The sequence below is a fragment of the Paenibacillus sp. JNUCC32 genome (assembly GCF_014863545.1).
Taxonomy (GTDB): Bacteria; Bacillota; Bacilli; order Paenibacillales; family Paenibacillaceae; genus Paenibacillus_AQ; species Paenibacillus_AQ lautus_A.
On sequence record NZ_CP062260.1, the window covers coordinates 3,493,060 to 3,508,489 of the forward strand.

Here is a 15,430-nt window from a genome sequence, read left to right on the forward strand (position 1 = left end):
ACTCATCAGTACATAAACCATAAGGTAGGTGTCGGTTATGAAGAAATGGCTCAATCCCGCGCTTCTGATCTTTACCTTTTTGCTTAGTGCGCTGGGACATTTTGCGAATTGGAACTTCACGCTCCAATTCATTCTGTCTGCCATCGCGGTTATTTTTGTCGCCGGTTTTCTCGGCAAAGCAACGGAAAGCGTCGCGCATTACGCCGGCCAACGGCTCGGGGGATTCCTGAACGCTACCTTCGGCAACGCGGCAGAGCTGATCATCGCCATCCTGCTGATTAAGGAAGGTTTGTACGACATGGTGAAAGCCAGCATCACCGGCTCCATTATCGGCAACCTGCTGCTCGTCCTCGGGCTCAGCCTGTTTGCCGGGGGCCTCAAATTTAAAATCCAGAAATACAATGTGACGCTGGCTGGTCTGAACGGATCCTTGATGACGCTGGCCATTATCGCCCTGTTCATCCCTGCGGTCTTTCTGAATACCCATTCCATTACGGAGGGTGAAACCAAGACGCTCAGCCTCATTGTGGCGGGAATTCTGATCGTGGCCTACATCGCATGGCTTGGATTCTCGATGATCACCCATAAAAATTATTTGGCGGATGTCAGCGACGACCACGACCAGGATGCGCTCCCGCACGAACACGGTCCCACTTGGTCCAAGAAGCGCTCGATTCTGTACCTTGTCATCGCCACCGTGATGGTTGCGTTTGTCAGCGAATGGCTTGTCGGGGTGCTTGAGCCCATCAGTCACGAATATGGCCTCAGCGAGCTGTTCATCGGGGCCTTCCTGGTAGCGATTATCGGGAACGCCGCAGAGCATAGTGCTGCCATCATGCTTGCGATGAAGAACAAAATCGGCGCGGCCGTAGAAATTGCCGTCGGCAGCAGCCTGCAGATCGCCCTGTTCGTTGCTCCCGTGCTTGTGTTCATCAGCTTCTTCCTTGGGGATACGATGGATCTCGTCTTCACCACGCTGGAGCTGGTCGCCATCGGCGTCGCCGTATTCATAGCCAGGTCCATTACGCAGGACGGCGCCTCCAACTGGTATGAAGGCCTGCTGCTGCTCGCCGTATACGTCATACTGGGCGTCTCCTTCTTCCTCGTATAAACCTTGGAAGCGGTGATTGCCACGGATTCAAATCTAATCGAAAAGCTAGAAAAAAACGCATGTCGCGGGAGCGCGACATGCGTTTCTCTATGTATGCGCCTGTACAAGTACAGGCTATTTGGATTGATTCATGGCTTCGTACAGGACCGCCAGATTGCGTTCAAGCTTGCTGATCAGCTGCTTTCCCGTACTTTCCGGAAGAAGCCCGGCCCGCACCGCGAAATCAACCTCTTTTGAAAAACCGTACATTTGGGTATCCAGCACTTCCTCATAGAGAGGGCAATAACGGGTCGCCAGATTCTCCATCTGTACTTCAATAAGCTTTAGGATTTTATCTGCATCTTCATGAAGAAGACTGATCGCTTTGAGATTCAGCTGTTCCTGTAAATCAGATGAAGTCATGATCTTCCCCCCTATGTCAAAAATCACAGCACAGTTACTATCTTTAATATTAGTCGAAATCGTTTCTCAATACAAGGACCTGAACAAAATAGACCCCTTCTCTACGAAAAAACACCCTTCCATGGATTGAAAGGGTGTTTTTGGCGAATGTTATTCAGCCACGACGGATACGTTCAAGCCATGCTTGGTGAATACGTCGATCATTGCTTTTTTAGCTTCATCGGCATCAGGACCATGTACATGCAGTTCATAGCTTTGGCTGTTGACAAGCGTTGTGAACAGACCCAGGATGCTCTTAACATCAATGTACTTGTTCTCCGCCTGCAAAACGATGGAGGATGTGAACTGGCTGGCTGTTTGCGAAATTTCTACGATAGATTGATTGTTATTGGACATACGAATCCCTCCGTAACTTTAGGATCTGAATAAAGCTCATCACTGCACCTTCATGATACATTGAATCCGTTTTCTTATGCAACATTTTTTCCAATCTATTTAAGATTTTCCGGATTTAATGCTTCCAGTTCTGGAATAACGAATATGCCATCCTTGCGGATTAGACGATCATCAAAGTAGATTTCCCCGCCGCCGTATTCCGGACGCTGGATCAAAACAAGATCCCAGTGAATGGAGGATCGGTTGCCGTTGTCTGTTACATCATATGCTTGGCCTGGCGTAAAATGCAGGCTTCCTGCAATTTTCTCATCGAAGAGAATATCCTTCATCGGTGTCAAAATGTACGGGTTGAAGCCGATGGCAAATTCGCCGATGTACCGCGCACCCTCATCCGAATCCAGGATCTCGTTCAGCCGCTTCGTGTCGCTCCCTGTTGCTTCGACGATTTTCCCGTTTTCAAAGCGGAATTTAATATTTTCGAAGGTGACTCCATTGTAAAGAGTCGGTGTGTTGTAAGCGATCGTCCCGTTAACCGAGTCACGAACGGGCGCGGTGTACACCTCGCCATCCGGAATGTTCTTCTGGCCGGAGCACTTTTCCGCGCCGATGTTTTTGATCGAGAAGCTGAGGTCCGTTCCAGGTCCCACGATGCGAACCTTGTCGGTATTCCTCATCAGCTCGGCCAAAGGATCCTGGGCGCGGTCCATTTTGGAGTAATCCAGATTGCACACATCGAAGTAGAAATCCTCAAAGGCCTCCGTGCTGGTGTTGGCAAGCTGCGCCATGCTGGCGTTCGGGTAACGGAGAACCACCCATTTGGTGCGCTTCACGCGCTCTTCGCTATGTACGGGATGCGAGTAAAGGGCATTGTACAGCTTCATGTTCTCTTCGGGCACGTCAGCCATATCGTTGACGTTCTCGCCTGCGCGGATGCCGATGTAACAATCCATTTTTTTCATGCGTTCAAGATCCAGCTCTGCCCACAGCTCAAGCTGCTCCTTATTTGCGTTCTTCAACATCGCTCGCTGGACCGTACGATCCGTCAATTGCACGAACGGGCGGCCGCCTCCCTTCGAGACCTCCTCGATAATGGCATTCAGCAGATCGCGCTCGGATCCGATCATTTCGATGAGCACATTTTCCCCTGGCTGCATATCCACGGAGTAGTTCACGAGATTCTGAGCCAATTTTTGAATTCTGGGATCACGCATATGTCTTATCCTCCTTATGATGACTGTTCCCTATTGTATAAATTGAACAGCGGTAAATTTATATTATTGTAGCACGCCGGGCAGCCTCGCGTCAGCGCTCATCGTGAAAAAAATTTTAATGGCTCAATAACCGGTAAACGTAACATCCGACAGCAGTGTTTCGGTACGTGTTTTGCCTTGTTCGTCCACAAAGGATAACCTGCGCTCCATGGTCATCTTGGTAGGCAGCTGGCTTTTTCTGTTAATGGTTACATGACAGACCGAAACGGCATCCGCCTCATTCAGCATGTTTTTCATTTCATGGTAGTCCCTTTCCCAGATTTCCTTCAGCCGCTTGCGAACCTTCGGATCGTCGCTGTATAACGGGTCGTCTTTGTGTTCAATCCGCTCAGCCAACGCCTTCATCTGATCATCCAGCGACTCCTGCACCATATGGGCAGCCGCCTCGGGCGACAACTCGACACGCAGCACCTTGGTTCCTCTTGCGGCCCCCAGTTCCCGGGTTACGGTCTTCTCCGACTTGCCCATGTACTCCAGCAATTCCAGCGGATTTAACCGGTTCATCCACATTCCCCCGGCATGCTCCGACGAGAGCGTGCTCCACTTGCCATCCTTTCGCTTGAGCGTCACGGTAAGTTCATTCGATTTATATGCCGACTCGGCAGACATCTTGTCATTCTTTATGACGGTGCTTCTCTCTTTTGAAGATAAGGTCAGGTCGGAATGATGCCGCAGATTCCCTTCAAACGCCAGGCTTTCCTCAAACGGTCCTGTTTCTCCGCTCCGAATCGCCGTTTCTCCTCGAAAAGAGAAATTATCGATGCCGGACAGCCCCGACAAAGCACGGTTAAACGCTTCTTCGGCAGTCAGCTGATCCTGCCAGGCGCATCCGGTTAGGCCAAAAATGAATACCATCAATGCGATGACGCTTCGTAACCTTCTGTTTCGCATAATCATCAGCCTCTCGTTGATCTTGCTATTAGGCTATCCGCGGCCCCTTACATTATGCAGATCACAGAAAAAAACCTGCAGCCTCTCTTAGCTGCAGGGTATCTAATCCATTCCGATCTCGGCTTCGGCCCTCTCCACGACGATCCGGTTGCGGCCGCCGTTCTTGGCTTCGTAGAGCGCCATATCCGCCCGATAGAAGAGCGACTCCACGCTGATCTTGTCATTGGTCCAGTTCCACTCTGAAATCCCGCAGGACACCGTTACGCGCGGATCGGTCTCTTCGGCCACCCGTAAGCGAATCCGTTCGGCCACCTGCACCGCCTGCTGAATGCCGAGTCCCGGCAAATATACCGCAAGCTCCTCACCGCCCCAACGTGCCGGAATATCGCTGTGACGTATGGTTGTTTTTACGATGCTGCTGACCTGCTTCAGAATCTTGTCACCACGCTGGTGTCCGAACGTGTCGTTGACCTGCTTGAATTCGTCGATGTCCACCACGATGAGCGAGCCGCAAAAATCACGGTTCTGGCATTCATGGATTATTTCATCCAGATAATGTCTGGCGTACAGTTCGGTCAGCATATCCCGGTTAGCCATTCTTCTCACTTCCGCATGCAGGAAGGCATTCCCGATCGCCAAGCCGATATGGCTTGTCAAGGCTTGAAGCAGCCGATAGCTGTCGTACGAGAAATAATGCCGTTTCGCATGGGTGAGCAGGACGACGCCCCTCACCTCGCCGTTAACCATTAGCGGAGTAGCAATCATCGAGCTGGACCGCGTGCTCTCCATCAGCCTGGATTCTGCCGGACGCTCTTCCTGATAGTCTGACAGAATGAGCGGCTCCTTTGAATGATAGACGAGTCCCCCCAGGCCGTAGTCCTTCTCGAAGACCTCCTTGGCCAGCCACTCGGCGTTGCAGGATACCACCTCTAGACCGCCAAGCTCCTCATTATGGATCAGAATGCAGCAGTAATCCGCCTCAAGGATCTTGAGCAGCTCATGATTGGCGAATTGAAATATCTCCGCCAAATGCAAGCTTTTGTTCAGCCGCTGGGTCAGCTCATTAATCATGCGGAGCTCATGAATCATCAGGTTGGATTGCTCGTACAGTTTGGCGTTCTCGAAGGCGGTGCCTGCGGCATCGGCCATCATCCCCAGCAGCTCCAGATCCATATCGGGCAGTTCCGACTTGTCCACTTCAACGTGAAGCACCCCATAGACGCCCTGCTTGCCTCCCATGGGAATCCCGATCTCCACCAGCGTGTCGGGTTCTTCATGCTCATGAATCGTCAGGGAACCTTCCATAAAGGTGCGAACATAAACCTCTTCCTGCCAATGATGGAGCAGCAGTGGACGCACGAGCGGATGAACGCTTTCATGGTCCTGTGACATGAATAATTCGACTTTCGCCTTGGGATACAGGGCCAGGACGCTATCAATAGCCTCCACCAGCACGCTGTCCACATTGATCTGCACATGCATCCGCTTCACGTACTGAAACAAGATGGAACGCCTCTGCACTTCACGTTCGGCTTGGCGGTGGACCTTCTCCAGGTCATCCGCAAAGATGTACTCCATCTGGCGGTAGAAGCAGGAACGGAACAGCAATGCGTAAGTTTCCGTCAGCATGAGCGACTGCTCCGGCTCCATCCTCCCCGAGGCAACGCTGACCATCACCGCAAAAAAATCGCCATGGACGCGCGTGAACAGCGGGACAGCGCACAGCACCCTTCCCTCAAGCGAACCCTTGCCCATGCCTTGGGCGGCTTCTTTCGTTCGGAGCGTATGCGCCAGCGTCTCATCCTCGCTTGCATGAACGTATTCCGTTAGTTCGGGTGCCCCTGTCAGCCAAGCTCCCTCATGAGAAAGAAGGGCCCAGCTGAATTTCCGCATCGCCTGCGTGCCAACGCTTTCTCTTAGCCACTCCAGATAGCTGTCTGATATGAGAGGCTGAATATAAGGGAAATCATGAGGTGTAATATCCAAGCCCTGAAGCCATAGACGAGGCTCGTTTCCAGGAATTGGCCCGGCATCATTGAACATGACCGCAGAACCGGGAGAGCTTTCATACACTTTCCGTTGTTCTTCTGACATATTGGGCGCTCCTTTGCACCATTATAAAAGGCCTATCCAAGACTGGCGTTCCGATTCATAATGTAAGGATCCATTCGGCTGCCGCATGGCGGCAACCCGGCTGTTCAACATGTTGGGGAATGATAATCACCAAAAAACACTACGATATGTAACTAGATAATTGCTACTACTTATTCCAATATCATATTACTCTTTTCTACCCATTTTTGCATCAGAATTTATGCGTTTTTCACAATAATTTTAGGTCCATGGTCCTATCGACAAAATTAGACAAAAACCAAGTTATAGTAAGTTGCAGGTTGAACTTGACTTTATATCATTACTTCATATAATATTTATTGTTGAGTAAGAATGCAATGCATTCGATGAATTTGGGCGGGTTGTGTCACCCTCACGTTATTTGTTACTGACAGGACAGCGGCTGAACTTTCCTGGCAGATCTCTTCCGGAAGATGACGGATAGAGCAAACAAATACGGCGCAAATAGAGCCCTAATGAAACTTTAATTAAAAAGGAGTCTATATAACATGGCACGTTACACCGGTCCTAAATTTAAATTAAGCCGTCGTCTGGGAATCTCCCTGAGCGGTACAGGTAAAGAATTGGCAAAACGCCCTTTCCCTCCAGGTCAGCATGGTCCTAACCAACGGAGAAAAGTAAGCAACTACGGTATGCAGCTTCAAGAAAAGCAAAAGCTGCGTCACATGTACGGCTTGGGCGAGAAGCAATTCCGCACCCTGTTTAACAAAGCTACCAGCATGAAAGGTATCGCGGGTGAGAACTTCATGTTCCTGCTTGAGAGCCGTCTGGACAACCTGGTTTACCGTCTTGGCTTCAGCAACTCCCGTGCGGGCGCTCGTCAATTGGTAGCTCACGGTCACGTAACTGTGAACGGCAAGAAAGTCGATATCGCTTCTTACGCTGTAAGCACTGGCGATGTAATCGGCCTTCGTGAAAGAAGCCGCAGCCTCTCTTCCATCAAGGAAGCTTTGGCTAACCGCGTGCATCTTCCAGCTTACCTCGAGTTTGATGAAGCAGCAATGGAAGGGAAATACATCCGTCTTCCAGAACGTTCCGAGCTTTCCCAAGACATCGACGAGAAACAAATCGTCGAATTCTACAACCGTTAAGATTCATTCGGAACCCAAAAAACCTGAAGGCCCCGGCCTTCAGGTTTTTTTTGTCGAGCGCGGCTTTTTCTTCGAATCAAAAGGCTCCGCCTTAAACCAGGGGCCTTCAAAGCTTTTTTCCCGTATGAACTTGGCGGCATATGCATTGCACCCTTCCCAAAAAAGTCATTCTTCCTCAAAAAAGGACACCCTATATAGGTACACATGATTCAAAACCTTCGATTTATGCTATAATAGGTGCGTTAAAAGGAGGAGTATACATTCATGGTTGAGGAGAAAAAACAAGAGCCTGAACAACAGAAAAAACCGCGAAAACGGTCCTTTCTGCGGGTGCTGGGATCCGTCATCGGATGGCTCTTTGTGGTAGGTCTGATGGGCGTTTTGTTCGCCGGAGGAGCCGTAGCCGGTTATGTAACCTCTATTGTCGAGAATGAGCCGGTACGATCGCGTGCGCTCATTGAGAACACGGTGAACGATAATGCCATAACGGGCTTTGCCTACTTCGCGGATGGCTCACCGATCGGACAGCTTAGAACCGAAGAAGACAGACGACCTGTGGAGTTCAAGGAGATTCCCCAGCTTGTTAAAGATGCCGTCGTATCCATAGAAGACAACCGTTTTTATACACATAAGGGTGTTGACATAAAAGGTACCGCTCGCGCCGTGAAGGAACGCGTGTTGAATGAGCCGGTTCAAACCGGCGGCAGCACATTGACGCAGCAGCTGGCCAGGCTTACTTTTTTAAGTCGTGACAAAACGGATAACCGTAAGGTAAAAGAAATGCTGCTGGCCATGCGGATGGAGCGCTTCTTAAGTAAAGACCAGATTTTGACGGCCTACTTGAACAAGGTTCCATACGGCAACGGCTCGAGCGGATATCAGCTGTTCGGGATCAAGGCAGCGGCAAGAGGAATATTCAACATCAACAATCTGAATGATCTGAATGTGGCCCAAGCTGCATACTTGGCAGGTCTTCCGCAGCTGCCATCCTCCTACTCGGCCTTCAACGGCAAAGGAGAATTTGATGAGAAATCGTTCAACCGGGCCATAAACCGCCAGCACCGCGTGCTGGCAAGCATGCTGGAAGAAGGTAAAATAACGCAAGCCGAATACGATGAGGCCAAAGCATTCGATATCAAAAAATCGCTGGCTCCTCGCACGCAGAAAGCCTATGTGACTTATCCTTATCTCATGATGGAAGTCGAACGTCAAGCATCGAACATTCTGATGCAGCTAAGCCAGGAAGCTGAAGAGAACGCAAAAGGCACGCAAGCGAACTCCGATCTGATGGACGCTTCCCGTGCTCAGCTGAGCACCGGCGGTTACCGTGTGTACACCACCATCGACCGGACGCTCTACAAGACCATGCGTTCCATTGCAGAGGATGACAGCAACTACTTGCCTGACAGCGCCGAAAAAGGAATGGAGCAAACCGCCGCGATGATGATCGACAACAAAACAGGCGCCATTCTCGGTATGATTGAGGGCAGGGACTTCAACACGGAACAAATGAATTATGCTACGCAAATGAAACGGCAACCCGGATCTGCCATGAAACCTATTGCCGCCTACTTACCGGCACTTGATACGGGGGCGATTCAGCCTGCCAGCGTGGTGGACGATTCACCGATCATCTTAAAGGACTACAGCAAAGTATTCCATATCCCCAAAAACTCGTACACCGGGTACAGAGGATTGATGACGGCAAGACAGGCGCTGAACGATTCGACCAATACGGTGGCACTCAAGCTGTTTAACAACACGGTCGGCATTGAGAAGGCCTGGGAGTTTTCCAAGAAGCTGGGCATCACTACCTTGGAGGAAGACGATTATACTGCTTCAACCGGCGTACTGGGCGGACTGCATTACGGCGTGACCGTGGAAGAGCTGACAAATGCCTACAGTTCCATCGGCAATCAAGGCAAATTCACGGATGCATTCATGATCGAGAAAATCGTGGACTCCAAAGGCAATATTGTTTATAAACACGAAGTAAAACCGGAGCAGGTATTCTCCGAGCAGACAGCGTATCTCATGACGGATATGCTGCGTACCGTCATTACGAACGGAACCGCCAGCAAGGTCCGGGATACGTACAAGAAATTCAATGAGGTTCCCGTCGTGGGTAAAACCGGCTCCACCCAGAACTATGGGGATGTTTGGTTCATGGGATACTCGCCCGATGTTACGCTTGGCGTATGGGTCGGATACAAGGAGCAAAAAAATACGCTTGTCGGCGACCAGCGCAAGCACGCCCAGGCCATCTGGGCCAGAATCATGAACGAAGCGACGGACGTTAAGCCGGAGCTGTTCCCAACCAAAACGTTCGAAAAGCCTGAAGGCATAACGTCCAAGACGGTCTCCGCTTACAGCGGCAAGCTGCCGACTTCCTTAACGGACAAATTCGTAACGGATCTGTTCAACGCGAAGTTCGTGCCTACCGAAAGCGATGACGGCATCGCCAAAGCAAAATACATTACCTATCGGGGCGTAAATTATATTCCACAGGAAGCAACGCCTTTGGATATGTTGAGAGAACAAATCGTAATCAAGCGCGAAAAGCCGATTGACGAGCTGATTGTAGAACTCCAGAACGCCTTGAAGGTTATGAAAGGTGAAAAGAAATCGCTGGAATCCTATCTTCCGCAAGACGCGAAAAAAGGAATGCCAAGCAAGGTCGACCCGAGAACTGACGACGGCAAGGCCCCTACTCCACCGAAAAACGTACACTATTCGGTGGGCAGCGGTTCCATCAGCTTTAATGCCAGCGGATCGCCTGATGTTGTCGGATACCGGCTCTTTAAGTCCGTGAACGGCAGCCCGTACACACATCAAGGGCAGGTCATTCTTGGCGACGAGAGCCTAGTCTTCTCTGGCCTCGGAGCTGACGGTGTATTTACGACCTATTACGTCGTCGCCGTTGACGTAGCCGGCAAGACGTCTGAGCCAAGCGCTATTGTGGGCGGCACAGCATCTGGATTCCCATTACCGGGCGACACCGAAACGAACCCGGATGACACCATCGATCAGCCTGATGACGGCATCGCCGAGGAAGAGCCCGGTATCGATCCCGGACTTGGGAATGAAGGCGCGACGACCGTACCGTCTGCACCAGGCCAGCCGACACTCACAGCTACTCCGGAGGGTTTCCAGGCCACTTGGAGCGGAAACGCTCCGGAAGAAGAGGTCATGGTCTACAATATCTATATCAGTCCGAACAGTGACGGGAACTACCAGATTCTCGGCTCCAGCAAGAGCACGGAGTTCTACTATACCTCGGGCAACCCGATTGGCGGCACCTTTAGAATTACCGCCGTCAATCCGATTGGTGAATCTGCAGCTTCGCCAGCCGTATATTTTGAGAAGAAATAGATCGTTTACGTAAAAACCAGCCCTTCTACAGACATTACTCTGTGGATGGGCTGGTTTTATTTTTAACTGGAGACAACGCTCTGAAATGAAAAAAGAGCCGGCCACGAACATGGCGGTTAGCCATCTTCATGCCAGCTCTGTTATGATCTGCTTATTAATCTTCGATCGTGGATAGATCGCCAGTCGGCAGATCCAGTTCCCAGGCTTTCAATACGCGCCGCATGATCTTACCAGAGCGCGTCTTCGGAAGTTTATCCTTAAACTCGATTTCACGCGGGGCGGCATGGGCGGAAAGACCTTCCTTCACGAAACGATAGATTTCATCCTTGAGCTCCTGAGAAGGCGTATAGCCCTCACGCAGGGAGATAAAGGCCTTAATAATCTCGCCGCGTGTTACATCAGGCTTACCGATAACGCCGGCTTCGGCTACGGCCGGATGCTCAACGAGCTTGCTCTCCACCTCGAATGGCCCGATTCGCTCCCCGGACGAATTGATCACATCGTCGATTCTGCCCTGGAACCAGAAGTATCCATCCTCGTCCATATAGGCCGAGTCCCCGGAAATGTACCAGCCCGGAATACGGAAATACTCTTGATACTTCGCTTCGTTATTCCAGATGGTTCTCATCATGGACGGCCAAGGTGTCTTGATGGCCAGGTTCCCCATCGTGTATGGAGCAACTTCTTTCCCGTGATCGTCCAGGATCGCCGCCGTAATGCCCGGCAGCGGACGCCCCATGGATCCCGGCTTGATCGCCATCCCCGGATAGTTACAGATCAGCTGTCCTCCGGTCTCCGTCATCCACCATGTATCGTGGATACGCTGCTTGTAAGCCTTGTGTCCCCAACGCACCACCTCGGGGTTGAGCGGCTCGCCAACGGACAGTACATGCCTTACATGGCTTAAATCATATTGGTCGATGAGATCGGAACCTGCCCCCATCAACATCCGGAAGGCAGTCGGAGCGCTGTACCATACTGTTACTTTGTTGTTTACCAATGTGCTGTACCAGTCCTGCGGGCTAAAGCGGCCTCCGCGAATGACATTGGTCACGCCGTTCAACCATGGCGCAAAAATACCGTATGACGTACCGGTTACCCAACCCGGGTCCGCCGTACACCAATATATATCGTCTTCCCTTAAATCCAGAACAACCTTGCCTGTATAATAATGCTGCACCATCGCGTTCTGCACGTGATACACGCCCTTCGGTTTCCCGGTTGAGCCTGATGTATAGTGCATGATCAATCCGTCTTCCCGCTCGAGCCATTCAATCTCCAGCTCGCTGGATGCGGCTTCAACTTCCTCGTGGTAGTTTACTAGACGCGGATCCTCTTCTTCCACTTCGCCAACGACAAAAATATGCTTCAGTTCGGGCAGCTCATCCCGTTTCACCCGTGACAACAGCGCAGGCGTCGTAATCAGCGCAACCGCTCCGCTATCCTCCAAGCGATCCTTTACCGCCGTCTCCATGAACGCCTCGAACAATGGGCCTACCACGGCACCAACCTTCAAAATACCAAGCAAACCGGCATAGAGCTCTGGGCCGCGCGGCATAAAGATAAATACCCGATCGCCTTTGTTCACGCCATATTTGCGCAGCACATTGCCGAACTTGTCGGATTTCTCTTTCAATTGCGCAAAAGTAAGAGTCTCCTCGCGGGCGGCGTCACTGTACAAGAGTGCTACCTTGTCTCCTCGTCCCTCCGCTACATGACGGTCGATTGCCTCGTACGCCATGTTTACTTTACCCGTCTCATACCAAGTAAAATGTCTCTCGATTTCGTCCCATGAAAACTCGGAGCGTGCCTGCTCGTAACTCTTCATATTGGAATGTGATACTTCACTTGGCAATATTTCGCTATGCGTTTGATTCATGATAACATCCTCCTCATTCTCAAATCGGTCTCCTCATAGTGGACAGCGCTTACAAAATGATTGAATGAAACATACATTTTACACATTGCGGCGGGTTATCACGTTGTCACAGTCATCGAGTCATTAACCCTTGGAATTCGCAAGGAAACATATCGTTAAGTACGATACAATTGTGAAGGTTTTATGTCGAAAAGATTATATCATAGCTTTTGTTTGCCTGTCATTGCTTTTCATTTTTTTATTTTTTTGCTATAAGTAGGGTATGGAATTGAAAGGAGCGTAACGGATGGAACACTGCAAGGTATACCAGTCTCATGTTTTGTTCCCTGAAGACCGCCGCCTGATCATCGAAGGACCTGTACCTCCCGAGCAGCTATCCGAACTGACCATGCACCCTGATCTCAAGGCTTTTCGTCGTCCTGCGGAGCAGCATGAGGCTTTGGTGGAAATTGCAGGCCTGCCCGAAGGCAGAATCATCATCACGAGAGACCGAGATATGATCGTAGGATACGTAACGTTTCATCACCCGGATGAGCAGGAGCGCTGGTCTGAGGGCAATATGGAAGATTTGATCGAGCTTGGTGCCATCGAGGTTGCGAAAGACTATCGTTCCCTAGGCCTTGGGCAGCGGATGATCAAAACCGCATTCGAGGAAGGCCAGATGGAGCGCTACATCGTGTTTACAACCGAATACTACTGGCATTGGGACCTAAAAGGCAGCGGCCTTAACGTGTGGGATTACCGCAAAATGATGGAGCGCTTAATGAAAGTCGTGGATATGGAATGGTACGCAACCGACGATCCGGAAATCTGCTCCCATCCCGCCAACTGCCTCATGGTCAGAATCGGACGGCATGTGCCGCTTTCATCGCAAGAACAATTCGACCGGATCCGTTTCAGACAGCGGTTTATGTATTAATTCGATTCTCAATAAAACAAACTCCCCTGGGCTTTGCTCAGGGGAGTTTGTGTATCTTTCGCTCATGCCGGATTAAGCATAACGAGCGCTTCCTATCATTTGCTGCTAGAGTTTGCCCAGCATATAGTTCACGATTTCATGAGAACGCTTGGAAGCTTTTACTGTAAACTCGGGGAAGTTGACATGCGCAGAACCGTCGGCTTTATCCGACATGGATCGGATCACCACATAAGGCACGCCGTTCATGTAACATACCTGGGCAACGGCAGAGCCTTCCATTTCCGCGCAAGCCCCGTTCAATTCCTCGTAGAGCGTCTGCACCGTATCGCGGCTGGCAATGAACTGGTCCCCGGACAGGACCTTCCCTACGATGTAATGATTCACCGCCTGCTCTTTGCAGGCCTCCTCCGCCAGTTGGATCAAAGAGGCGTCTGCGGGAAAATCGGACAGTTCCTGATACGGGATGACCCCGCGCGCAAAGCCTAACGGCGTCACGTCCATATCATGCTGCATGCATGAGGAGGAGATCACGATATCGCCAATGTTGAGCTCCGGATGCAGCGCGCCCGCTACGCCGGTAAACAATATTTTGGAAACGCCGAAGAAGTCTATCAAGATCTGCGTGGTAACCGCTGCATTGACCTTGCCCACCCCGCTCTTGCATACGACGACCTGCTTGCCATGGATCGTTCCCGATGCATACGTAACTCCTGCCCTAACGGTTGTTTCTTTATTCTCCAGTTGACCGAGCAGCAGCTCCACTTCTTCGTCCATCGCCCCGATAAGGCCGATCACCTGTGTTGTCATGTCGATATCCCTCCTGATTATAAGAGCGCATAAAAAAATCCCACCAGAAAAAAGCCCCTTAAAACCAGGAGCTTTTCTCGAATTCACCTTGTTCATCTAAACGTTTGGTTTCACGCAGCCTATTCGTTCACATGGCTGACCGAGAGGCGAAGAATCGTTTCATGCGGCAGAATCACGCGAGGATTCTCCACATTTTCCTTCTTCATCAGCTTGGTAAGCAAACGCATCGCTACGGCTCCCAGATCATACATCGGTTGGGCCACCGTTGTCAGCTGTGGACGTACCATCGAAGCCATCCGGATATTGTCTACGCTGATGATCGAGAAGTCATCCGGCACTTTATAGCCTTCATCCTGAATGCTATGAATCGCGCCAATCGCCATCTCGTCGGTAGCGGCAAATATAGCGGTTGGTTTCTTCTTGAGGCCCAGGAAGTATTTCATCGCTTCCACGCCGGACTCATAACGATAGTTACCGATCCGCACCAAATCCTCTTGATACTCGATGCCTGCTGCTTCCAGCGCTTTTTTGTAGCCTTGGAAACGAGCATAGCCGTTTGCCGGATCCTGCAGCGTGCCGCTGATCATAGCGATCTCGCGGTGTCCGTGCCGAATCAGCGTGTTGACCGCATCAAACGCAGCCTGTTCATGATCGATGTCGACCGAAGGATAAGAACCTCTCTCATCGCTGGTCGCACAGAGAACAATCGGCACAGCCGATGTCTGGAACGCCTGGATATGCTCGTCCGTCACCGTTCCACCCATAAACAACAGCCCGTCCACTTGCTTCTCAAGCAAGGTGTTGATTACGCGGATTTCCTTTTCCTTACGTTTGTCGGCATTACACAAAATTATATTATAGTGATACATGTTAGCAATATCCTCAATACCACGGGCAATCTCCGCAAAGATCGAGTTTGAAATGTCAGGGATCACAACGCCGACGGTTGTGGTCTTCTTGCTGGCCAGGCCTCTGGCTACCGCATTCGGACGATACCCTAAACGTTCAATCGCTTCGTATACTTTTTTCCGGGTCTGAGGCTTAACGTTCGGGTTATTGTTTACAACCCGGGATACCGTCGCCATGGAAACGCCTGCTTCGCGCGCAACATCGTAAATGGTTACCGTCAAATTCCTTCTCTCCATTGCCAATAGATTT

12 protein-coding genes are annotated in these 15,430 nt (G+C 50.8%); 4 read left to right on the forward strand and 8 right to left on the reverse strand.

What is annotated here, in order from left to right:
- The first annotated feature begins 37 nt into the window (after positions 1-37).
- On the forward strand, positions 38-1,111 hold the full coding sequence (gene cax, locus JNUCC32_RS15720) for a calcium/proton exchanger (protein WP_015734317.1): 1,074 nt from the start codon (positions 38-40) through the stop codon (positions 1,109-1,111).
- 114 nt (positions 1,112-1,225) lie between these two features.
- Here the strand turns inward: cax and JNUCC32_RS15725 are convergent, their stop codons facing one another.
- The 5 genes from JNUCC32_RS15725 to JNUCC32_RS15745 form a co-directional block, all read right to left on the reverse strand.
- On the reverse strand, positions 1,226-1,513 hold the full coding sequence (locus tag JNUCC32_RS15725) for an Fpa/YlaN family protein (RefSeq protein ID WP_009589686.1): 288 nt from the start codon (positions 1,511-1,513) through the stop codon (positions 1,226-1,228).
- A 150-nt stretch (positions 1,514-1,663) separates the two neighbouring features.
- Entirely contained in the window at positions 1,664-1,909 is a 246-nt protein-coding gene (locus tag JNUCC32_RS15730) for an HPr family phosphocarrier protein (protein WP_009589671.1), read from the reverse strand.
- Between the two features lie 95 nt (positions 1,910-2,004).
- Positions 2,005-3,120 carry an aminopeptidase gene (locus JNUCC32_RS15735; protein WP_192569172.1) on the reverse strand — a complete coding sequence of 372 codons (1,116 nt, stop codon included), beginning with the start codon at positions 3,118-3,120 and terminating at the stop codon, positions 2,005-2,007.
- Between the two features lie 123 nt (positions 3,121-3,243).
- A complete protein-coding gene (locus tag JNUCC32_RS15740; RefSeq protein ID WP_192569173.1) occupies positions 3,244-4,071 on the reverse strand; it encodes a hypothetical protein in 828 nt (275 codons plus the stop codon).
- 102 nt (positions 4,072-4,173) lie between these two features.
- Positions 4,174-6,165 carry a sensor domain-containing diguanylate cyclase gene (locus tag JNUCC32_RS15745; protein ID WP_192569174.1) on the reverse strand — a complete coding sequence of 664 codons (1,992 nt, stop codon included), beginning with the start codon at positions 6,163-6,165 and terminating at the stop codon, positions 4,174-4,176.
- 527 nt (positions 6,166-6,692) lie between these two features.
- Here JNUCC32_RS15745 and rpsD point away from each other — a divergent pair.
- Positions 6,693-7,295 carry a 30S ribosomal protein S4 gene (gene rpsD, locus JNUCC32_RS15750; RefSeq protein WP_009589567.1) on the forward strand — a complete coding sequence of 201 codons (603 nt, stop codon included), beginning with the start codon at positions 6,693-6,695 and terminating at the stop codon, positions 7,293-7,295.
- 264 nt (positions 7,296-7,559) lie between these two features.
- Positions 7,560-10,667: a transglycosylase domain-containing protein gene (locus tag JNUCC32_RS15755; RefSeq protein WP_192569175.1), complete on the forward strand. Its 3,108-nt coding sequence runs from the start codon at positions 7,560-7,562 to the stop codon at positions 10,665-10,667.
- A 154-nt stretch (positions 10,668-10,821) separates the two neighbouring features.
- Here the strand turns inward: JNUCC32_RS15755 and acsA are convergent, their stop codons facing one another.
- Positions 10,822-12,546, reverse strand: a complete 1,725-nt coding sequence (gene acsA, locus JNUCC32_RS15760) for an acetate--CoA ligase (RefSeq protein ID WP_192569176.1) — start codon at positions 12,544-12,546, stop codon at positions 10,822-10,824.
- A 286-nt stretch (positions 12,547-12,832) separates the two neighbouring features.
- Here acsA and JNUCC32_RS15765 point away from each other — a divergent pair, with 286 nt between their 5' ends.
- Entirely contained in the window at positions 12,833-13,465 is a 633-nt protein-coding gene (locus JNUCC32_RS15765) for a GNAT family N-acetyltransferase (protein ID WP_009589652.1), read from the forward strand.
- 105 nt (positions 13,466-13,570) lie between these two features.
- On the opposite strand, the gene JNUCC32_RS15770 is transcribed toward JNUCC32_RS15765, so the two are convergent.
- A complete protein-coding gene (locus JNUCC32_RS15770; protein ID WP_192569177.1) occupies positions 13,571-14,272 on the reverse strand; it encodes a 5'-methylthioadenosine/adenosylhomocysteine nucleosidase in 702 nt (233 codons plus the stop codon).
- 119 nt (positions 14,273-14,391) lie between these two features.
- The gene (ccpA, locus tag JNUCC32_RS15775; protein WP_015734310.1) at positions 14,392-15,402 is read right to left on the reverse strand and encodes a catabolite control protein A; all 1,011 of its coding nucleotides are present in this window, start codon (positions 15,400-15,402) and stop codon (positions 14,392-14,394) included.
- Between the last annotated feature and the right edge of the window lie 28 nt (positions 15,403-15,430).